Source organism: Streptomyces sp. NPDC050549 (assembly GCF_040655035.1).
In the GTDB taxonomy this organism is placed as follows: domain Bacteria; phylum Actinomycetota; class Actinomycetes; order Streptomycetales; family Streptomycetaceae; genus Streptomyces.
Genome location: NZ_JBFAJD010000044.1, coordinates 23,635 through 44,068 on the forward strand (window position 1 = coordinate 23,635; position 20,434 = coordinate 44,068).

The 20,434-nt window shown below is 70.7% G+C and carries 14 protein-coding genes; 5 read left to right on the forward strand and 9 right to left on the reverse strand.

Annotated features, from left to right (window positions below):
- The first annotated feature begins 247 nt into the window (after nucleotides 1–247).
- Both AB0I51_RS40420 and AB0I51_RS40425 read left to right on the forward strand, forming a co-directional pair.
- Nucleotides 248–5,179, forward strand: a complete 4,932-nt coding sequence (locus tag AB0I51_RS40420) for an NAD-glutamate dehydrogenase (RefSeq protein ID WP_362983382.1) — start codon at nucleotides 248–250, stop codon at nucleotides 5,177–5,179.
- Nucleotides 5,180–5,322: 143 nt separating this feature from the next.
- The gene (locus tag AB0I51_RS40425; RefSeq protein ID WP_362983383.1) at nucleotides 5,323–5,790 is read left to right on the forward strand and encodes a GtrA family protein; all 468 of its coding nucleotides are present in this window, start codon (nucleotides 5,323–5,325) and stop codon (nucleotides 5,788–5,790) included.
- Here the strand turns inward: AB0I51_RS40425 and AB0I51_RS40430 are convergent.
- Complete coding sequence (locus tag AB0I51_RS40430) at nucleotides 5,787–6,635, reverse strand: ABC transporter ATP-binding protein (RefSeq protein WP_362983384.1); 849 nt, start codon at nucleotides 6,633–6,635, stop codon at nucleotides 5,787–5,789. The genes AB0I51_RS40425 and AB0I51_RS40430 overlap by 4 nt on opposite strands.
- Nucleotides 6,628–7,545: an ABC transporter permease gene (locus tag AB0I51_RS40435; RefSeq protein ID WP_362983385.1), complete on the reverse strand. Its 918-nt coding sequence runs from the start codon at nucleotides 7,543–7,545 to the stop codon at nucleotides 6,628–6,630. Before AB0I51_RS40435 ends, AB0I51_RS40430 begins: the two co-directional genes overlap by 8 nt.
- Before the next feature lie 269 nt (nucleotides 7,546–7,814).
- On the opposite strand from AB0I51_RS40435, the gene AB0I51_RS40440 reads away from it, so the two are divergent.
- Nucleotides 7,815–8,441: a TetR/AcrR family transcriptional regulator gene (locus AB0I51_RS40440; RefSeq protein ID WP_362983386.1), complete on the forward strand. Its 627-nt coding sequence runs from the start codon at nucleotides 7,815–7,817 to the stop codon at nucleotides 8,439–8,441.
- 20 nt (nucleotides 8,442–8,461) lie between these two features.
- Here AB0I51_RS40440 and AB0I51_RS40445 read toward each other — a convergent pair whose 3' ends face one another.
- The 3 genes from AB0I51_RS40445 to AB0I51_RS40455 form a co-directional block, all read right to left on the reverse strand.
- A complete protein-coding gene (locus AB0I51_RS40445) occupies nucleotides 8,462–9,409 on the reverse strand; it encodes an ADP-ribosylglycohydrolase family protein (protein WP_362983415.1) in 948 nt (315 codons plus the stop codon).
- On the reverse strand, nucleotides 9,409–10,389 hold the full coding sequence (gene galE, locus AB0I51_RS40450) for a UDP-glucose 4-epimerase GalE (protein WP_362983387.1): 981 nt from the start codon (nucleotides 10,387–10,389) through the stop codon (nucleotides 9,409–9,411). Before galE ends, AB0I51_RS40445 begins: the two co-directional genes overlap by 1 nt.
- 68 nt (nucleotides 10,390–10,457) lie before the next feature.
- Nucleotides 10,458–11,729, reverse strand: a complete 1,272-nt coding sequence (locus tag AB0I51_RS40455; protein WP_362983388.1) for a glycosyltransferase family 87 protein — start codon at nucleotides 11,727–11,729, stop codon at nucleotides 10,458–10,460.
- A 182-nt stretch (nucleotides 11,730–11,911) separates the two neighbouring features.
- Here AB0I51_RS40455 and AB0I51_RS40460 point away from each other — a divergent pair, with 182 nt between their 5' ends.
- The gene (locus AB0I51_RS40460) at nucleotides 11,912–13,567 is read left to right on the forward strand and encodes a glycosyltransferase family 39 protein (protein WP_362983416.1); all 1,656 of its coding nucleotides are present in this window, start codon (nucleotides 11,912–11,914) and stop codon (nucleotides 13,565–13,567) included.
- Here the strand turns inward: AB0I51_RS40460 and AB0I51_RS40465 are convergent.
- Nucleotides 13,527–14,000 carry a MarR family transcriptional regulator gene (locus AB0I51_RS40465; RefSeq protein WP_362983389.1) on the reverse strand — a complete coding sequence of 158 codons (474 nt, stop codon included), beginning with the start codon at nucleotides 13,998–14,000 and terminating at the stop codon, nucleotides 13,527–13,529. The genes AB0I51_RS40460 and AB0I51_RS40465 overlap by 41 nt on opposite strands.
- Nucleotides 14,001–14,130: 130 nt before the next feature.
- Between AB0I51_RS40465 and AB0I51_RS40470 the strand changes: the two genes are divergently transcribed.
- On the forward strand, nucleotides 14,131–14,544 hold the full coding sequence (locus AB0I51_RS40470) for an organic hydroperoxide resistance protein (protein WP_362983390.1): 414 nt from the start codon (nucleotides 14,131–14,133) through the stop codon (nucleotides 14,542–14,544).
- A gap of 71 nt (nucleotides 14,545–14,615) precedes the next feature.
- On the opposite strand, the gene AB0I51_RS40475 is transcribed toward AB0I51_RS40470, so the two are convergent.
- From AB0I51_RS40475 to AB0I51_RS40485, 3 genes are read right to left on the reverse strand one after another with little or no spacing between them, the layout of a single operon-like run.
- Nucleotides 14,616–15,878 carry a hypothetical protein gene (locus AB0I51_RS40475; RefSeq protein WP_362983391.1) on the reverse strand — a complete coding sequence of 421 codons (1,263 nt, stop codon included), beginning with the start codon at nucleotides 15,876–15,878 and terminating at the stop codon, nucleotides 14,616–14,618.
- Nucleotides 15,875–18,097, reverse strand: a complete 2,223-nt coding sequence (locus AB0I51_RS40480; protein ID WP_362983392.1) for a CDP-glycerol glycerophosphotransferase family protein — start codon at nucleotides 18,095–18,097, stop codon at nucleotides 15,875–15,877. Before AB0I51_RS40480 ends, AB0I51_RS40475 begins: the two co-directional genes overlap by 4 nt.
- Before the next feature lie 7 nt (nucleotides 18,098–18,104).
- The gene (locus AB0I51_RS40485; protein WP_362983393.1) at nucleotides 18,105–20,291 is read right to left on the reverse strand and encodes a CDP-glycerol glycerophosphotransferase family protein; all 2,187 of its coding nucleotides are present in this window, start codon (nucleotides 20,289–20,291) and stop codon (nucleotides 18,105–18,107) included.
- Nucleotides 20,292–20,434 lie beyond the last annotated feature (143 nt).

Sequence of the window (20,434 nt, forward strand, 5' to 3'; positions counted from 1 at the left end):
CCGCGCGGGCGGGACGGAGCTCCAAGGGCTCCCAGGACGCCGTGCACACTCCGGGTACCGGCGCGGCAGAGAGCAGCGTCACACCCTTCGGGCGTGCCGAAAATGGCTGATAACCCACCGCTCATCTCACCTTGCGGCATAGCGTCTGAGCAGACCGGACACCCCGGGCCGTGGCGTCGAGCCGCAGGGGAAGACATCGAACTTCCTTCTACGTCACGCAACGGCGCGCGACAGGAGCCAGAGGACAATGCAGACCAAGCTGGACGAAGCCAAGGCCGAGCTGCTCGAACGGGCTGCCCGGGTAGCTGAGAACAGCCCGGTCGGGGGGCACCTACCGACCGGGAAGACGGACGGGAGCACCCCGGACCGGGACACCGTGCTCGCGTTCCTCCAGCGCTACTACCTGCACACCGCCCCGGAGGACCTCGCCGACCGCGACCCGGTCGACGTCTTCGGCGCCGCCTACTCCCACTACCGGCTGGCCGAGACCCGACCCCAGGGCACGGCGAACGTGCGGGTGCACACCCCGACGGTCGAGGAGAACGGCTGGACGTGCAGCCACAGCGTCGTCGAGGTCGTCACCGACGACATGCCCTTCCTCGTCGACTCCGTTACCAACGAACTGACCCGCCAGGGCAGGGGCATCCACGTCGTCATCCACCCGCAGGTCGTCGTCCGCCGCGACCTCACCGGCAAGCTCATCGAGGTGCTCACCACCCCGCCCACCGGCGAGCCGGCGCACGACGCGCACACCGAGTCCTGGATCCACGTCCAGATCGACCGCGAGACCGACCGCGCCGACCTGAAGCAGATCACCGCCGACCTGCTGCGCGTCCTGTCCGACGTCCGCGAGGCCGTCGAGGACTGGGAGAAGATGCGCGACCTGGCGCTGCGGATGGCCGACGAGCTGCCCGCCGAGCCGACCGCCTCCGACCTGCCCTCCAGCGAGGTCGGCGAGGCCCGCGAGCTGCTGCGCTGGCTGGCCGCCGACCACTTCACCTTCCTCGGCTACCGCGAGTATCAGCTCCGCCAGGACGACTCGCTGGCCGCGGTCCCCGGCACCGGTCTCGGCATCCTGCGCTCCGACCCGCTCCACGCCGGCGAGGACCACCACCCGGTGAGCCCGTCCTTCGAGCGGCTCCCGGCCGACGCCCGCGCCAAGGCCCGCGAGCACAAGCTCCTCGTCCTGACGAAGGCCAACAGCCGCTCCACGGTGCACCGGCCGTCGTACCTCGACTACGTGGGTGTGAAGAAGTTCGACGAGAACGGCGAGGTCGTCGGCGAGCGCCGCTTCCTGGGCCTGTTCTCCTCCGCCGCCTACACCGAGTCCGTCCGCCGGGTTCCCGTGATCCGGCGCACGGTCGACGAGGTGCTGGACGGCGCCGGCTTCTCGCCCAACAGCCACGACGGGCGCGACCTGCTGCAGATCCTGGAGACGTACCCGCGCGACGAGTTGTTCCAGACCCCGGTCGACGAACTGCGCTCGATCGTCACGTCCGTGCTCTACCTGCAAGAGCGCCGGCGCCTGCGTCTGTATCTCCGCCAGGACGAGTACGGCCGCTACTACTCGGCCCTCGTCTACCTGCCGCGCGACCGCTACACCACCGGCGTGCGCCTCAGGATCATCGACATCCTGAAGGAGGAGCTCGACGGCACCAGCGTCGACTTCACCGCCTGGAACACCGAGTCGATCCTCTCCCGGCTGCATTTCGTGGTCCGCGTCCCGCAGGGCACCGAACTGCCCGAGCTGTCCGACGCCGACAAGGACCGCATCGAGGCCCGCCTGGTCGAGGCCGCCCGCTCCTGGGCCGACGGTTTCGGCGAGGCGCTGAACGCCGAGTGCGGCGAGGAGCGCGCGGCCGAACTGCTGCGCCGCTACAGCAACGCCTTCCCCGAGGGCTACAAGGCCGACCACAACCCGCGCGCCGCCGTCGCCGACCTGGTCCACCTGGAACAGCTCACCGAGGAGCAGGCCTTCGCGCTGAGCCTCTACGAGCCGGTGGGCGCCGCCCCCGACGAACGCCGCTTCAAGATCTACCGCAAGGGCGAGTCGGTCTCCCTCTCCGCCGTCCTGCCGGTCCTCAGCCGCCTCGGCGTCGAGGTCGTCGACGAGCGGCCGTACGAACTGCGCTGCTCGGACCGTACGACGGCGTGGATCTACGACTTCGGGCTGCGGATGCCCAAGTCGCAGAACGGCAACGGGGACTATCTCGGCGACGACGGCCGCGAGCGGTTCCAGGAGGCGTTCGCCGCGACCTGGACCGGGCAGGCGGAGAACGACGGCTTCAACGCGTTGGTGCTGAGTGCCGGCATCGACTGGCGGCAGGCGATGGTGCTGCGCGCGTACGCCAAGTACCTGCGGCAGGCCGGGTCCACCTTCAGCCAGGACTACATGGAGGACACCCTCCGCAACAATGTCCACACCACGCGGCTGCTCGTCTCCCTGTTCGAGGCGCGGATGTCGCCGGACCGGCAGCGCGCCGGGCGCGAGATCGTGGACGCCCTTCTCGAAGAGGTCGACGCGGCGCTCGACCAGGTGGCGAGCCTCGACGAGGACCGCATCCTGCGATCCTTCCTGACCGTCATCAAGGCGACCCTGCGCACCAACTTCTTCCAGGAGGCACGCGGCGGGCACGCGCACGCGTACGTCTCGATGAAGTTCGACCCGCAGGCCATCCCGGACCTGCCCGCGCCGCGTCCGGCGTACGAGATCTGGGTGTACTCGCCGCGCGTCGAGGGCGTGCACCTGCGCTTCGGCAAGGTCGCGCGCGGCGGCCTGCGCTGGTCGGACCGGCGCGAGGACTTCCGGACGGAGATCCTCGGTCTGGTCAAGGCGCAGATGGTGAAGAACACCGTCATCGTGCCGGTCGGCGCCAAGGGCGGCTTCGTCGCCAAGCAGCTGCCGGACCCGAGCGTGGACCGGGACGCGTGGCTGGCCGAGGGCATCGCGAGCTACAAGATGTTCATCTCGGCGCTGCTCGACATCACCGACAACCTGGTGGCCGGCGAGGTCGTCCCCCCGGCGGACGTCGTCCGGCACGACGAGGACGACACCTACCTGGTGGTCGCCGCCGACAAGGGCACCGCGACCTTCTCGGACATCGCCAACGGGGTCGCCGAGAGCTACAACTTCTGGCTGGGTGACGCCTTCGCCTCCGGCGGCAGCGCGGGCTACGACCACAAGAAGATGGGCATCACCGCGCGCGGTGCCTGGGAGTCCGTCAAGCGGCACTTCCGGGAGCTGGGCGTCGACACCCAGAGCGAGGACTTCACGGTCGTCGGTGTCGGTGACATGTCCGGTGACGTGTTCGGCAACGGCATGCTGCTCAGCGAGCACATCCGCCTGGTCGCCGCCTTCGACCACCGGCACATCTTCCTCGACCCGACCCCGGACGCGGCCGTCTCGTACGCCGAGCGGCGCCGCATGTTCGAGCTGCCGCGCTCCAGTTGGGCCGACTACAACACCGACCTGCTGTCGGCCGGCGGGGGCGTCTTCCCGCGTACCGCGAAGGCGATCCCGGTCAACGCCCACGTCCGCGAGGCCCTCGGCATCGAGGGCAAGGTCACCAAGATGACGCCGGCCGACCTCATGAAGGCGATCCTCAAGTCGCAGGTCGACCTGTTGTGGAACGGCGGCATCGGCACCTACGTCAAGGCCGGCACCGAGTCCCACGCGGACGTCGGTGACAAGGCCAACGACGCGATCCGGGTCGACGGCGCCGATCTGCGCGTCAAGGTCGTCGGCGAGGGCGGCAACCTGGGCCTGACCCAGCTCGGCCGGATCGAGTTCGCCCAGCAGGGCGGCAAGATCAACACGGACGCGATCGACAACAGCGCGGGCGTGGACACCTCCGACCACGAGGTGAACATCAAGATCCTGCTCAACGGCCTGGTCACCGACGGCGACATGACCGTCAAGCAGCGCAACAAGATCCTCGCCGAGATGACCGACGAGGTCGGCGCGCTCGTCCTGCGCAACAACTACGCGCAGAACACCGCGATCGCCAACGCGCTCGCCCAGTCCAAGGACATGCTCCACGCCCAGCAGCGCTTCATGCGCACCCTGGTCCGCGAGGGCCACCTCGACCGGGCCCTGGAGTTCCTGCCCACCGACCGCCAGATCCGCGAACGCCTCGCCCAGGGGCAGGGGTTGACCGGTCCCGAGACGGCAGTCCTGCTGGCGTACACGAAGATCACGGTCTCGGACGAGCTGCTGCACACCACGCTGCCCGACGACCCCTACCTGCGCACCCTGCTGCACGCCTACTTCCCGTCCGCGCTGCGCGAGAAGTTCGCCGAGCAGATCGACACCCACGCGCTGCACCGCGAGATCGTCACCACGGTCCTCGTCAACGACACGGTCAACACCGGCGGTACGAGCTTCCTGCACCGCCTCCGCGAGGAGACCGGGGCCTCCCTGGAGGAGATCGTCCGGGCGCAGACCGCGGCCCGCGCGATCTTCCACGCCGCCGAGGTGTGGGACGGTGTCGAGGCACTCGACAACACCGTCGAGGCACCCGTCCAGACCCGCATCCGGCTGCACTCGCGCCGTCTGTGCGAGCGTGGCACCCGCTGGCTGCTCAACAACCGGCCGCAGCCGCTCCAGCTCGCCGAGACCGTCGACTTCTTCGGCGAGCGCGTCGAGCAGGTCTGGTCCCAGCTGCCCAAGCTGCTGCGCGGCGCGGACCTGGAGTGGTACCAGCAGATCTACGACGAGCTGACCGGCGCCGGCGTCCCCGCCGAACTCGCCACCCGCGTGGCCGGCTTCTCCTCCGCCTTCCCGGCGCTCGACATCGTCTCGGTGGCCGACCGCACGGGCAAGGACCCGATGGACGTCGCCGAGGTCTACTACGACCTCGCCGACCGCCTCCACATCGCCCAGCTCATGGACCGCATCATCGAGCTGCCCCGCGCGGACCGCTGGCAGTCCATGGCCCGCGCCTCCATCCGCGAGGACCTGTACGCGGCCCACGCGGCCCTGACCGCCGACATCCTCACGGCGGGCAACGGCACCTCGACCCCCGAGCAGCGCTTCACCGCGTGGGAGAAGAAGAACGCCGCGATCCTCGGCCGCGCCCGCACCACCCTGGACGAGATCCAGGGCTCGGAGATGTTCGACCTCGCCAACCTGTCGGTGGCGATGCGGACGATGCGCACCCTGCTGCGGACGCATTCGTAGTCCCTACGACCGTCGCGTCGTAGTCACCACGATCGCTACGACGACACAGGCGCCCCGGGCCGCAATGGCTCGGGGCGCCTTTCATGGGGTGCCTTAGGGGTAATCAGGGCGAGCGCTTACCCAGCCCCGCTAAGCCTGGTGATGTGACTCTGAACCTCACCGAGGAACGCGCGACCGCCGCCCCCGTCCGGCCGGTGCGGAAGGTCGTCCTGGAAGTCGTGAAATTCGGGATCGTCGGCGGCAGCGGCGTCCTGGTCAACTTCGCGGTCTTCAACGCCCTGCTGCACGGCCTGCGCTGGCCCGCGATGCTCGCGACCGTCCTGGCCAGCTGCGTCGCGATGGGCGCCAACTACCTCGGCTTCCGCTACTACACCTACCGCGACCGCGACGCCCCCGGCGCCCGCCGCGTCGCGCTGTTCTTCGCCTTCAGCGGCATCGGCGTCCTCATGGAGAGCTGGCTCTTCTACGTCGGCTACCACGGACTGGGCCTCCACGGTCCGCTCGGGGCGAATGCCGTGAAGGCCCTGTCGATCGTGCTCGCGTCGGCGTTCCGCTTCCTGGTCTACCGCACCTGGGTGTTCCAGGACGAGGACGCCCGGAAGGACTTCTAGGCGGCCTTCTCCTTGGGCTTGTCGGCCCCGCCCGTGAAGTTCTCGTAGGCCTCCAGGACCTCCTCCGTCGGCCCGTCCATCCGCAGCTCGCCGCGCTCCAGCCACAGCACGCGGTCGCAGGTGTCGCGGATCGACTTGTTGTTGTGGCTGACCAGGAAGACCGTGCCCGCGTGCTGCCGCAGCTCGCGGATCCGCTCCTCCGAACGCCGCTGGAACGACCGGTCGCCGGTGGCCAGCGCCTCGTCGATCAGAAGGACGTCGTGGTCCTTGGCGGCGGCGATGGAGAACCGCAGCCGGGCGCCCATGCCGGAGGAGTACGTCCGCATGGGGAGCGTGATGAAGTCGCCCTTCTCGTTGATCCCGGAGAAGTCGACGATGCCCTGGTAGCGCTCCTTGACCTGCTCCCGGGACATGCCCATGGCCAGGCCGCCGAGATAGACGTTGCGCTCGCCGGTCAGGTCGCCCATCAGTGCCGCGTTGACGCCGAGGAGTGAGGGCTGGCCGTGGGTGTAGATACGGCCGTTCTCGACCGGGAGCAGGCCGGCGACCGCCTTGAGCAGGGTCGACTTGCCGGAGCCGTTCGTGCCGATGAGCCCGATCGCCTCGCCCTTGTAGGCGACGAAGGACACCTTCTTGACCGCGTGCACCGTGCGCACGCCCGCCGCCTTCTCGGCCTTCTCGCGGCGCAGCATGCGGTTGAGGGCGGCGGTCGCGGAGCCGCGTCCGGCGCCGGTTCCGTTGACCCGGTAGATGATGTCGACGCCGTCGCAGACGACGGTCGGGATGGTGCTGTCGGCGGCCACGGGGGTCCGCTCGGTGTGGTACTCGATGGTCTGCTCAGCCACGGCCGTACGTCTCCTCAGCCTTCCAGAAGTAGATGAAGCCGCCGACGCCGGCGACCAGTGCCCAGCCCGTCGCCGCAGCCCACACGTGCGGGGGGAGCTGGCTGGAGTGGAAGCTGTCGATCAGGGCGTAGCGCATGAGGTCGATGTAGACCGCCGCCGGGTTGGTCTCCAGGGCGATCGTCACCGCGTGCGGCAGGTTGTCGCCCTTGGTCAGCTTGGAGATGCTCCACATGACGCCGGAGAGGTACATCCAGGTGCGCAGGATGAACGGCATCAGCTGGGCGATGTCCGGTGTCTTCGCGCCCATCCGCGCCATGACCATCGAGACACCCGCGTTGAACGTGAACTGCAGGATCAGCGCCGGGATCGCCAGCAGCCAGGAGAAGCTGATCGGCACGCCGAAGCAGATCAGGATGACGACCAGGGCGGCCATCGAGAACAGGAGCTGCTGGAGCTGCTGCAGCGCGAACGAGATCGGCAGCGCGGCCCGCGGGAAGTGCAGCGCCCGGACCAGGCCGAGGTTGCCGGAGATGGCCCGGGTGCCCGCCATGATCGAGCTCTGTGTGAACGTCCAGATGAACACGCCCGTCACCAGGAACGGGATGTAGTCGGGCACGTGCTTCTTGGTGCCCAGCAGCACACCGAAGATGAAGTAGTACACCGCCGCGTTCAACAGCGGTGTCATCACCTGCCAGATCTGACCCAGCTTCGCCTGGCTGTACTGCGCGGTCAGCTTGGCGGTGGCGAACGCGGTGATGAAGTGGCGTCGCTCCCACAGCTGCCGGACGTACTCGGGCAGGGAGGGGCGGGCGCCACTGACCGTGAGGCCGTGGCGGGCGGCGAGCGCCGCGAGGTCGTCTTCGTCGGCCGGGGCCGGCGAATGGGGCGGTGTGTGGAGGACCTGGCTCACATCCGCTGCTTTCGCTCGGGGGGAGGGGGTGCGCGCGTCCGGCTGCCGTGTTCCGTTGCCCGGCGTTTCCTTACGCTTCTCTTTACGTTCCCTTACGTCGGGACGGGACCGTATCGTCGCAACGTGAGCGTAGGCCGATTCGGCGTCGGAACGCAACCGTTTCGTCGTGACGGACGTGATCGGGTCGTCGGGGTCGCCCGTTTCGTCGCGACGCGCCCCACCCGCGTCGGAACGCAACCGTTTCGTCGCAACGCCCCTATGCTTGAGCTATGACGACGAACGCCGACGAGCCCAAGACACGTCAGCGCCGCCGGACCCCCGCCGGGGCGGCCGTACTCCGCGAGGATGTGACCGAAGCCATCCGGGCGGCGGTCTTCGAGGAGTTGGCGGCGGTCGGGTATGCCCGGATGTCGATCGAGGGGATCGCGCGCCGCGCCGGGGTGGGCAAGACGGCGGTGTACCGCCGCTGGCGTTCGAAGCTGCACCTGGTGCTCGACGTCGTGTCGGCGATCGCGGTGATGGGGCTGCCGACACCGGACACCGGTTCGCTGGAGGGTGACCTCCGGATGCTGTACGAGGTGACGTCGCGGGCCCTGCGTCACCCGGTGGCCTCGCAGATCATCCCCGACCTGCAGGCCGAGGCGGCCCGGAACCCGGAGATCGCCGACGCCATGCAGAAGGCGTTGCGCGAGGGTCAGGAGGGCGTGGCCAGCAAGATCCTCGCGGCAGCGGAACACCGCGGTGAGATCCGCTCCGGCATGGACGAGGACCTGGCTCTGGACCTGATCTCCGGCCCCCTGTACTGGCGTGCCGTGGTGATCCGCAGCCCGAAGCTGCCGAAGGGATACCTGGGGTCGCTGGCCCGGGCCACGACGGCGGGACTGAAGGCGCTGTAGAGCTCGACCGACCCGGCGAGTCAGCCTTCCGGTCGGTCCAACCGCCGCGCCAGTTCGCCGAGTTCGGCCGCCCGCAGCACCCGCCCGCCGAACCCCGGCAACGGTACGTGCAGGGCCTCGCTCCAGTGCTCAGGGATCGCCGCGCTCCCGTACACCGCCCCGGCGAGCCCGCCCGTCACGGCGGCGACGGTGTCCGTGTCGCCGCCGAGGTCGATCGCGGCGCGCAGCGCCTCCTCGTACGAGGACGTGGTGCGTACGGCCCAGAGGGCGGAGCCGAGACAGGGCCAGACGGCACCGTTGAACTCCGTTGCCAGGCCGGGGTGCCAGCCGGGCGCGAGGACGACGGCATACCGCTCCCGGTGGTCGGGGTGCACGTGCCCGAGGGTCTCCTCGACGGCGTCGAGCGGGTCGCGGTCCTCCAGCGCGACGCGTATCAACTCGTGGAGGGCGGCGGTGCCTTCCCAGGCCGCGCGGTCTCCGTGGGTGAGGGCGGAGATGCGGCGGGCGGCGTCCATCGTGGCGTCGCGTCCCGCGCGGGAGAAGCGGACGGCCGACGGGGCTGCGCGCATCAACGCGCCGTTCCCGGCGCCCCGTTGGCTGGTCTGGAAGTGCAGGGCGGCGGCCAGGTCCCAGGGGTCGCCGCTGCCCAGCACGGCCTCGGTCTGCAGGCCGATGTCCTTCGGGTCGGCCGCCGCCCATCGCCGGAACCGCCCGAACATGTCCGGGAGCCGGAGCCCGTCGCACTCCAGCAGCGACTCCGCGACCAGTACGGCCATCTGTGTGTCGTCGGTGGCCTCGCCCGGGTCCCAGCCCCCGCCCCCGCACATCTCGCCGCCGTGACCGGGTGCCGGAAAGCGGGCGGAGAAGACGCCCTCGGGCCCGAACTCGAAGGGCGCGCCCAGCGCGTCGCCCACGGCGGAGCTGAGGACGGCGCCCACGGCGCGCTCCGCCCTGGAGGAACTGCCCATCAGGCCCGCGCGGCCCCCGGATGCAGCCGTACCCACCCCTCCCACGCCGACGTGATCATGTCCTGGACGTCGTGCTTGGCCTTCCAGCCCAGTTCGGTGGTGATGCGGTCGGCCGAGGCGACGACGCGGGCCGGGTCGCCGGGACGGCGGGGGTGGACGGTCGGGGGTCGGTCGTAGCCGGTGATCGCGTTGATGCGGTCGATCATCTCGCGGACCGAAACGCCTTCCCCGCGGCCGATGTTGAGGGTGAGGGCGCGGCCGGGGGAGGCCTGGAGGGCGCGGGCCGCGGCGACGTGGGCCTCGGCCAGGTCGACGACGTGGATGTAGTCACGGACGCAGGTGCCGTCCGGGGTGGCGTAGTCGTCGCCGAAGATGCGCGGGGGCGCGTCCTCGGTCAGTTTCTCGAAGACCATGGGGACGAGGTTGAAGACGCCCGTGTCCGCGAGTTCGGGGCTCGCGGCTCCGGCCACGTTGAAGTAGCGCAGTGAGGCCGTGGACAGACCGGTCGCCCGGCCCGTCGAGCGGACCAGCCACTCACCCGCCAGCTTCGTCTCGCCGTACGGCGACATGGGCACGCACGGCGTCTCCTCGGTGACCACCTCCACGTCCGGCATGCCGTAGACGGCCGCCGAGGACGAGAACACGAAGGACGGGACACCGGCCGTGGTCACCGCCTCCAGGAGGACGCGCAGGCCCTCGACGTTCTCCCGGTAGTAGCGCAGCGGCTGGTCGACCGACTCGCCGATCTGCTTCTTCGCCGCCAGATGGACGACTCCGGTGACGTCCTGGTCGGCGAGGGTGCGGGCCACGAGTTCCGCGTCCAGGACCGAACCCTGCACCAGGGGCACGCCGTCGGGCACGCGCGCGGCGATGCCGGTGGACAGGTCGTCGTAGACGACGGTCTGTTCGCCCGCCTCGGTCATCGCCCTCACGACGTGCGCCCCGATGTAGCCGGCTCCGCCGGTGATCAGCCAGGTCATGTGCGGCCGTCCCCTCCGTCACTCGATCAGTGGAGGCGCGTCCCTCACGCTCCCCGGGCCTCAGTCAATCAGGCGCCGGAGTGTGCCGCGGTCAACTGCTGGGACTCCCCGTGCGGGCCGGAGGGCCGCACGCGCGCGTGCGGCGTCGCCGGAACCGCCCTCGACGACCGCCACAGACGGACGAAGGAGAGAACGGCCGCGGCGGCCAGCAGACCGTTGCGTACGACCATCAGGGCGCAGCCCGTCCACGTGCTGTGAATGACGTCGCCGTACAGGGCGGGGAACTCGACGGAGCTGATCGCGGTCGCCGCGACGATCAGCGCGGCCACCGGGCGCTGCACGGTGTGCCGGGAGGTCAGGCAGACGGCGGCCAGGCCGAGCAGCCAGATCATGTACTGGGGGCTGATCACCCGGCTGGTCACGGTGAACAGCAGGACGGCGCTCAGCGCGGCGTCGTAGGGGGTCGCGTCGGTCCAGCGGCGGGCCCGGATCCGCCACAGCAGCAGGAATCCGAAGGCGACCGCCGTGAGGGCGAGGGAGGCGTCGGCGACGGCGGCGACGTGCGGTCCCGTGAACTCCATCGCGCCGTACTGGTAGCGCGCCCGCCCCGGCCAGCCGACGTGGGTCGCCAGGCCGAGAAGCGTGCCGCCCAGTGACTCGATCTGTACGCCTCTGCCGCCCTGTTGGCGCAAGAAGGCGAAGGGATTGTTGAACAAGGCTACGAGCATCATGAGCGACAAGACCCCCGTCCCCACCGCCCACGACCACACCGACCGTGTTGCCCGCCCCCTCGGCACCCCCAGCAGCACCAGCGCCGGCCACACCTTCACCAGTGCGCCCAGTGCCGCGAACGCGCCGCACGCGCGCGTGGAGCGCGACAACGTCAACAGGGAGATGACGGCGAACGCCGTGACCTGCACGTCGTAGCGGACGAGCGGCATGTGCAGGAGGAGGGGAAGGCAGACGATCCAGTAGGCGGCGCCGCGCAGGCTGTGGCCGGGGCGGGTGCCCGCGCGGGCCAGGACCGCGGTGATCACCGCGTCGGTGGCGAGGGTGAAGGCGACGAACGCCTGGAAGTACGTCAGACCCGGCAGCAGCGACGGGGCCAACAGGATCGGTCCTGCCCCCGGCGGGTACTGCCACAGGTGGTCGTTGGCCGGGAACGCGCCCTGGGACAGGACCCCGTACCAGTGGTAGTAGAGGCGCCACACCTCCCGGGCGACGGCGCCCCGGCCGAGCAGGGGCAGGCCGTTGTGCGCGAGGAGGAGCAGCATTCCCGCGCGGGTGGCGAGCCAGGCGAGCGTGAGGGCGGGGAGGCGGTGTCTGCGGACGGCGTTCATCACAGCGGATCGTAAGCCGGGTGAATGCCGCAGGAATGCTAATACACCGTCAATCGTCGGTAAGAGCTTGCTAACGGTACAAAATCAGCCAGGTGGACAGCCAAGCTGAGGGTGAGTACGGGCACGGGCGCGGGCGACGGACACGTGCGGAGGTCGTGGCCGTCGCCGTGCCGGTGGCCGTCATGCTCGCGCTGGGGCTGTGGGGGCTCGACCGCGGCGGTATGTGGGGTGACGAGGGTGTCACATTCCTGGTGGCGCGGCGCACGGTGCCGCAGATCTGGCGGCTGCTGCACGGCGTCGACGCGGTGCACGGCCTCTACTACCTGCTCATGCACGCCGTCCTCGCCGTCCGCCCCGGCGAGGTCGCCCTCCGCCTGCCGTCGGTGTGCGGCGCGGCGGCGACGGCGGGCCTGGTCGCGGCCCTCGGCGTACGGCTGGCCCGCCCCCGGGTCGGCCTCTGGGCCGGCCTGCTCTACGCGATCACCCCGCTGATCGGCCACTACGCGCAGGAGGGCCGGTCGTACGCCATCGTCGCGGCCGGGGTCGCCGGGGCGACGCTGCTCCTCGTACGGGCGTTGGAAGGGCGGTCCTGGTGGCCCTACGGCACTGTCCTCGCCGTGACCTTCCTGCTGCACGAGTTCGCCGTACTGGTGCTCTGCGCGCACGCGTTGACCCTGGGGGCGGCGCGGGTGCCCAGGGCGGTGTGGGCCGGCTGGGGGCGTGCGGCTGGTGCGGCGGTGGGCATCCTGCTGCCCTTGGTGTGGGTGTCCCAGCGGCAGTCGGGGCAGGTGGCGTGGCTGCGGGTGCCGGACCGGGACACGACCGAGCGGCTGGCCCGGGGTTTCCTCGCCGTCGCCCCGACCGGAGTCGTCTTCTGGACCTCGGTCCTGCTGATCCTGCTGGGACTCGGCGCGGGACGGCTCGCGTCGGTCGCGCTGCCGTTGCTGGTGGTGCCGCCGGTGATCCTGCTGACGGTCTCGCAGTTCCGGCCGCTGTTCCATGAGCGGTATGTGCTGTACGCGCTGGCCGGGGCGCCGTTGCTGGTGGCGGCGGGGGCGGACTGGCTGGTGGGGGTGGTGGGGCGGCTGTGGCTGGGCAGTCTCCTGCGTCCGGAAGTCGCCCACGGGGCGGGCCGGGTGGCCGTGGCCGAACGCCGCCCCCAGTTGGTCGGCGCCCTGGCCCCGGGCGGTCACCACCCCGGAGCCGCAACTCACCCACCGCTGACCGGAATCGACCGCACGACGGGAGCCGCGAGCCCCCCACAGAGTCCCACACCGCGCCCCCCGAAACGGCCTGCCCGTACCCGTCTCATCGCCCTCGCCGGCGTGCTGGCCGTATCCGTGCCCTTCCTCCACGGCCTCCCCGCCTACCGCAACGACCGCCTGGCGGCCCACCGCCCAGAGAACCTCGCCGAGGTCTCCGCTCTGGCCGGTCACGAACTGAGCCCCGGCGACCCGGTTCTCTTCCTGCCGTCGTTCTGGCGGGTGACGGCGCTGGCGTATCCGGGGCCGTTCGCCGGGGTGCGGGATCTGGCGCTGGCGGAGTCGGGGGCGAGGTCCGGGACGCTGAGCGGGCGTGAGGTGGCGCCGGGGGAGCTGGAGGCCAGGCTCGCCGGTGTGGACCGGGTGTGGATCGTCGCGCAGTCGAATCTGCTGCCGTCCCGCTGGGTGCCGGGCGACCCGGTCGACCGGGTCAAACTCGACGTCGTGGACGGGGAGTTCGCGCGCCGGCGGCAGTACGTGAGCGGCCGCGTGAAGCTGGCCCTCTACATCCGCCGAACGCCCCCGCAGGACATGGTCACGCCTGCTCCAGCGCCGCCGAGTCCAGCGCGTCGGTGAGTTCGTCGAGGCGGGCGCGCAGTGCGCGGATCTCGTCGACGTCGAAGCCGGTCGCGCCGAGGATGCGGCGCGGCACGTCGAGGGCGCGTTCGCGCAGGGCGACACCCTCGTCCGTGAGCCGTACCTCCACCGAGCGCTCGTCGCGGGCGCTGCGCTCACGCCGTACCAGGCCGGCCGTCTCCAGCCGCTTGAGCAGCGGGGACAGGGTGCCGGAGTCGAGTCGCAGGTGTTCGCCGAGCTTCTTGACGGGCAGCTCGCCGTGCTCCCACAGCACCAGCATCACCAGGTACTGCGGGTAGGTGAGCCCGAGATCCTTGAGGAGCACGCGGTAGACGCCGCCGAAGGCGCGTGACGCGGCGTTCAGGGAGAAGCAGATCTGCTGGTCCAGGCGGAGCCAGTCGCTGGTGGGCGTGTCGGCGGGAGTGGTGGTCATGCTTCCAGGATAGCGCTAGCGAGCCATTTAGTTGTGTGCAATTGAATTGTGTGCTCTACTTGCCGTCGTGAGGGGGCCCGGACACCTGGGCCGAACGCCTCGTAAAGATTTCCGAGAGGGATGGTTTTCCATGGACGCGATCTACACCGCCGTAGCCACCGCCACCCACGGCCGTGACGGCCGCGCGGTCAGCAACGACGGCAAGATCGACCTTCAGCTCGGCATTCCGGTCGAAATGGGCGGCAATGGCCAGGGCACCAACCCTGAGCAGCTGTTCGCCGCCGGTTACGCCGCCTGTTTCGGCAGCGCCCTCGGCCTCGTCGGCCGGCAGTCGAAGGTCGACGTCACCGACGCCGCCGTGACCGCCGAGGTCGGCATAGGCAAGCAGGGCGAGGGCTTCGGCCTCAAGGTGACGCTGCGCGTCGAGCTCCCCGACACGGTGGACGAGGCGACCGGCCGCAAGCTGGTCGAGACCGCCCACCAGGTCTGCCCCTACTCGAACGCCACCCGCGGCAACATCGAGGTCGACCTCGTCATCGAGTAGTCATATCGAGTACGACGCTTCTACGACCCCGGCGACGAGCGCTGATCACCTCGTCGCCGGGGTCGACCGCGTCACCGGACCGGCTGAGCCTGCTGCCCGTGCGCCTGCACCGGCACCGCGACGACCGCCGTGCCCCGCACCACGCTCTCCAGCAACAACGGCACCCCCACCACCGGCAGCAGCCACACCAGCACGATCAGCCGTCCGCCCCACACACTGATGTCCGGGTGCGCGGCCTGCGTGAGGATCCCGGTGAACGCGGCTCCGATCAGGAACGCCCCGAACACCGGCCGCCGCGCGGCACCCCACACACCGGCGCCGAGCGCCGCCGCGAGCACCGGCTGCCACAGCTGCTGCCGCGTCCACTCCAGCCAGAAGTTCGCTTCCAGGTGCAGGAATTCGGGGTACAGCCGGGTGCGGTCGGGCAGCGCGTAGTGATCGGTCAGCAGATCCTGGAGGCTGTCGGTCTGCGAGGGGTAGTGCAGGAGTCCCGCCAGCAGCAGGGTTCCTACTGCCGCCGCCGCGCCGAGTGCCGCGACCACCACCCACGCCCGCTGCCGCTGCCGTACGGCGATCAGCGCGCCCGCACCGGCCAGGCACAGTCCGAGGAACAGGGCCTGCGAGTGCTTGACCGTGAAGAGCAGGAGCAAGGAGCCGCCGACCAGGGCGAGTCCGGCGCGCGTACGGCGTCCCGTCGACACCAGCGCGCAGCCCCACACCGCTGCCAGAGTCAGGGCCGTCATCAGGCCCTCGGTCATGGGGCGCATCGCGGTCGTCCCGCACGGCAGGACGTAGTAGAGGGCCTGCCCGGTCAGCGCGAGCGGGACCGACACGGACAGCGTGCGCAGGATCAGGAACACGAGGATCCCGCCCGCGATCGTGAGGACGACGCTCGACGTCCACAGCCCCCACACCGGCCCGAGCAGCGTGACGAACGGGACCAGGAACACCGGGTACCCGGGCCGTACTTCGAAGATCCGCATGAATCGCTCGGGCATGAACGGCGTGATGAACCCGCCGCTGTTCCCGGCCCGCAACTGCGCGTCGACCACCCGCCATTGGGCGGCCCGGCACTTCTTCGCGACCCGCGCGGCCGGGTCCTTGCCGTGGAAGTTCAGCACGTTCACGCTCTGGTCGCGCCGCGCGGTGTCCCCCCTGCTCGCGCAGTAGTAGTCGATGGCGACGGTCGCCGCCTCGTGCTTGCTCGCACCGCTCAGACTCAGCGCGTACGACAGGTAGTTCTTGGTGTCGGGGGTGTCCCGGCCGGTGACATTGGCGAGTTGGAGCACCGCGAACACGGCGGCCAGCACCAGCACCCACGTGCGGGGCCTCATGAGGACGCCAACTGGTCGTGACCGGCGGCGGGGGAGGGCACGCGCGTGACGGATCCGGCCGGCGGCCGCCAGTCGTCCTCACCCAGCAGCAGTGTCCGTACGACCCTCTCGGCGGCGTTCCCGTCGTCGAACTCGCAGTAGCGCGACCGGAATTCGGCCCGCAGCCGCGTCGAGTCCTCGTCCCGCCAGGCACCTGAGGCGAACAGCCACGCCAACTCCCGGTAGGAACCGGACACATGGCCGGGTGGTGCGGCGGTGACGTCGAAGTAGGTGCCCCGGCTCGCCGCGTACGCCTCCCGGTCGTCGGCGTGGATGACGATCGGGCGGTCGAGGTTGGCGTAGTCGAACATCAGGGCCGAGTAGTCGGTGACCAGTGCGTCGGACGCCACCATGACGTCTTCCACGGAGGGTTCGTCGGTCGCGTCGACCAGCACACCCCGCCGGTGCAGATCCGCGAGACCCATGCCCCGCGCGGGACCGGTCGACAACGACGGATGCAGACGTACGACGAGGGTGTGTTCCGGGCCGAGATCCTCCGCGAACCGGGCCAGGTCGAGCCGGTCGACGTGGCCGCTCCGGACGTACTCGCGGCGGGTCGGCGCGTACAGCACGACGGTGTGGCCGGCGGGAATACCGAGCCGCTCCCGAACTGCCGCCCCCGCTAACGGTGTTGCGCCGACGAGGACGTCGTTGCGCGGGCTGCCCGTCCGCGCCGACGCGAAGTGGCACGGGTACGCCCGCTCCCACACCAGCTCCGAGTGCCGGTTGGCGACCAGGCTGTGGTCCCAGCGGTCGGCGCGGCGCAGCATCTGCGGGACGTCGACGCCGTAGCGGGCACCGGGCTTGTCCAGCAGGTCGGCCGCCATGTACTTGAGCGGGGTGCCCTGGTGGGTGTGGATGTGGACGCTGCCGGGGCGCTTTGTGAGGGTGCCGGGCCAGTTGACGTTGTTCACGAAGTACTTGGCCCGTGCGGTGACTTGGTGAAAGCGCGGGGTGTTCAGCAGGACGTGCTCGACGTCCGGCGGGAGCAGCGCGGCCTGCTCCGCGTCCTGTACGACCCACACGCCCCGGAGCTGCGGTGCGATCTCCTTCGCCTTGTAGTAGACGGCGGCCGGATCGCCGAGGACCCCGCGGTGCGAGAAGGCCGAGTACACGACGAGGTTGGGGTCGAGGGACCGGCGGGCGTGCAGCGCCGCAAGGCCGCCCTTGACCCGTCCGGCCGCCGACTTGCGTGCCTGCATCGCCCGCCGTTCGAGCTGCCGGGCGGCCCGCCCCGTCTGCCGCTTGACCTGGTACAGCGCGTAACTGCCCTCCAGGACACGGACTTCGGGGTCCACCGTCCCGCCCGCCGGCCTGTGCTTGGCGAACAGCTCGGCCGTACGGCGGAAGAACTCGGCCTTGTCGGACGGGGGCAGGCGGTCCGGCTTGCCGAGGATGTCGAGACAGTGCTCGCCCATCTTGCGGTGCAGCCAGGGGCGCCAACTCGCCAGCTCCGGGCGGGAGTCGACGAACGCGAAGACCCGCTCGTACTGGTCGTGGATGTCGAAGTGCTTGCGGCTGGTGGTGGAGAGGATGTTGCCCTGCCGCCGCTGCCGGTAGTTGAGGCAGATCCGGTCGAGGGTGGCGATCCGCTCGGCGCTGAGCAGCACCGGGAACGTCCAGGGCGTGTCCTCGTAGTAGCCCGGCGGGAACTCGAAGGCGTGCTTGTGCACGAACTCCCGGCGGTACACCTTGTTCCACACGACCATCAACAGGTCGAGGATCTCCGGGTGTTCGGCGACCGTGAAGGTGTCGTCGACCTCGGTCAGGACGTGCGCGAGGACGTTGCGCCGGGTGCCGCCCCACCAGTAGGTGCGCGCGTAGTCGAAGACCAGGACGTCCGGGTCGCCGCTCGCGTCGAGCCGGTCGGCCATCGCGCGCAGGGCGCCCGGGGTGAGGGTGTCGTCGCTGTCGAGGAAGAACAGGAAGTCGCCGGTGGCCAGGGGCATTCCGGCGTTGCGGGCGCGGCCGAGGCCGACGTTCTGAGGCAGGTGCAGCACCTGTACGCGTGGGTCGCGGGCCGCGTACTCGTCGAGGATCGCGCCGCAGCCGTCCGGCGAGCAGTCGTTCACGGCGATCACCTCGATGTCCCGGTAGGACTGCTCCAGGACCGAGTCGAGGCACTCGCGCAGAAAGCCCTGCACCTTGAAGACGGGGACGATGACGCTGAAGCGGGGCACTTCGGGTTCAGCTCCTTACGAGGGTGGCGGCGGGGGCCGGGACGCGCTCCGCGAGCGGGATCACGGGCGGGACCGCCTCCGGCGGCTCACCGAGGAACACCCGGCGTACGACCCGCTCGGCGGCCAGTCCGTCGTCGAACTCGCAGAAACGGGACCGGAATTCGGCCCGCAGGGCGGTGGACGCCCTGTTCGCGTACGAGCGCTCGCGGAACACCTGGGCCAGTTCCTCGGGCGTGCGGGTCACCGGGCCCGGCGGGGCCTCCATGAGGTCGAAGTAGACGCCCCGCGTCTCCCGGTAGACCTCCCAGTCGTCGGCGTACACGACGATCGGCCGGTCGAGGTTGGCGTAGTCGAACATGATCGACGAGTAGTCCGTGACCAGCGCGTCGGCGGCCAGGCACACGTCCTCGGAGGAGCGGTGCCCGGTCACGTCGATGATCCGGCCGCTGCTCCTGGCGCGTCCCTGGTCGTAGAAGTAGTGGGCGCGCAGCAGCACGACCACGTCCTCACCGGCCGCCGCGCAGAAGGCCTCCAGGTCGAGCCCGGTGTCGAAGCCGGCCCGGTAGTCGCGGTGGGTGGGCGCGTACAGGACGGCCGTCTTGCCCTCCGGGACACCCAACTCCCTCCGGATGCGGGCCACATCGTCGGCGGTCGCCGTGTAGTAGACGTCGTTGCGCGGATAGCCGTACTCCAGCGCCTCGTAGGAGCCCGGGAAGGCGCGCTCCCACATCTGCGTGGAGTGCCGGTTGGAGGAGATGTTGTAGTCCCAACGGTCCACCCGGCCCAGCAACTTGGCGAAGCTGCCGGTCGCCGCGGCCACCACCGGGTACGTCGACTGGTCGACGCCCATCTTCTTCAGCGGGGTCCCGTGCTGCGTCTGCACATGCACGCTGCCGCGCCGCTTGACGACGCCCTCCGCGAAGTTGGCGTTGTTCACCAGGTACTTGGCCCGCGCCAGCACCTCCCAGTACTTCCGGCTGCCGATGACGGCGTGCTCGACACCCTTCGGTACGGCGTTCACCGCGTCCGGCTCGACGAGGAACACCGAGCGGATGTGCGGGGCGAGTTCAGCGGCCTTGGCGTGGATCGCGGCCGGGCTGCACGCGTAGCCCCGGCCCCAATAGGCGCAGTAGACGGCCAGGTTGGGGTCGAGCGGGCGGCGCAGGTCGCGCGCGTAGCGCAGGCGGGTGCGGAGCATCCGGGGGCGCGGGACCCGCTCGGCCGCCTCCGAGGCCGACCGGTTGACGCCGCGCAGCGCCCGGAACGCCGAGTACGCGCCCGACGCCAGCAGCCGGTGCTGAACTCCCACACTCCCGCCGGGCGCGTGGAAACCGGCGGGCCGGTGCGAGCGGTACAGCCGCCCGGCCCGCCGGAAGAAGGCGCGGTGTCCGGAAGGGAGGCGTTCGGGCCGGGAGGCCGTCTTCAGCACCACCGCGAAGAGCTGCTCGAACAGGGCGCCGGACAGCTCGCTCCCGGCGGCACGCGTCAGCACCATGTCGACCTGGTCGAGGAGTTGGTGGTGGTGCGCGCCCGGCAGGTTGAGCCGGCTGCCCTGTCGCCGCAGCAGATGCCGTACGACCACCGAGCGCAGCACCGCCACCCGCTCGGCGGCGAGGGTGACCAGCCCGCCCCAGCCGAGATCGGTGAACGGGCCCTCGGGGAACGTGAGCTGGTGGTCGGTGAGGAAGGCGCGGCGGTAGGCGGCGCTCCAGGCCGGGAGCTGAACGCCCGTCAACTGCGGTGGCTGGGACGGGGGGAAGGCGCCGGCCGGGGTCTTCGCCAGAAGCGGGGCTGCCGGGTTGGTGGGCTCGCCCTCCCACCACGGGGTGCGCTCGTGCTCGAAGTACAGGACGTCGACGTCACCGGTCTCCGTGAGGCGGGCGTCCAGCGCGGCCAGCGCGCCCGGGGCGAGGGTGTCGTCGCCGTCCAGGAACAGGACGTGGGCGCCGGTCGCCGCCCGCAGGCCGGTGTTGCGTGCCCCGCTCAGGCCCGCCGAGGGTGGTGAGTGCACCGAGGCCACCCGGGAGTCCCGTCCGGCGTGGGTGTCGGCGACGTCGGCGGCCGGGGAGCCGGGGGCGTCGCAGACCGGGATCAGCTCGAAGTCGCCGTAGGACTGCGCAAGGACCGAGTCCAGGGCCTGGGAGAGCCGGCCGGCGACCCCGTGGGACGGGACGATGATGCTGAAGCGGGGCATTCTGTTCTTTCTCCAGTGGGCCGGAGGGGAGGTTCCGGGTCAGTGCGCGCGGCCGGGGCGCCCGGTCGGACGCCAGGTGGACGGCCGCGTCGGTGTGGGGCGCGAGGGACTTGACGGCATGCGAACTCCCTGTGTGGGAACGG

What these genes read in the sequence shown, in the direction of transcription:
- AB0I51_RS40485 (WP_362983393.1), bottom strand. Translation starts at nt 20,291, where the DNA reads ATGCCCCGCTTCAGCATCATCGTCCCGTCCCACGGGGTCGCCGGCCGG.
- galE (WP_362983387.1), bottom strand. Translation starts at nt 10,389, where the DNA reads ATGACCTGGCTGATCACCGGCGGAGCCGGCTACATCGGGGCGCACGTC.
- AB0I51_RS40475 (WP_362983391.1), bottom strand. Translation starts at nt 15,878, where the DNA reads ATGAGGCCCCGCACGTGGGTGCTGGTGCTGGCCGCCGTGTTCGCGGTG.
- AB0I51_RS40470 (WP_362983390.1), top strand. Translation starts at nt 14,131, where the DNA reads ATGGACGCGATCTACACCGCCGTAGCCACCGCCACCCACGGCCGTGAC.
- AB0I51_RS40465 (WP_362983389.1), bottom strand. Translation starts at nt 14,000, where the DNA reads ATGACCACCACTCCCGCCGACACGCCCACCAGCGACTGGCTCCGCCTG.
- AB0I51_RS40440 (WP_362983386.1), top strand. Translation starts at nt 7,815, where the DNA reads ATGACGACGAACGCCGACGAGCCCAAGACACGTCAGCGCCGCCGGACC.
- AB0I51_RS40420 (WP_362983382.1), top strand. Translation starts at nt 248, where the DNA reads ATGCAGACCAAGCTGGACGAAGCCAAGGCCGAGCTGCTCGAACGGGCT.
- AB0I51_RS40445 (WP_362983415.1), bottom strand. Translation starts at nt 9,409, where the DNA reads ATGGGCAGTTCCTCCAGGGCGGAGCGCGCCGTGGGCGCCGTCCTCAGC.
- AB0I51_RS40455 (WP_362983388.1), bottom strand. Translation starts at nt 11,729, where the DNA reads ATGAACGCCGTCCGCAGACACCGCCTCCCCGCCCTCACGCTCGCCTGG.
- AB0I51_RS40460 (WP_362983416.1), top strand. Translation starts at nt 11,912, where the DNA reads ATGCTCGCGCTGGGGCTGTGGGGGCTCGACCGCGGCGGTATGTGGGGT.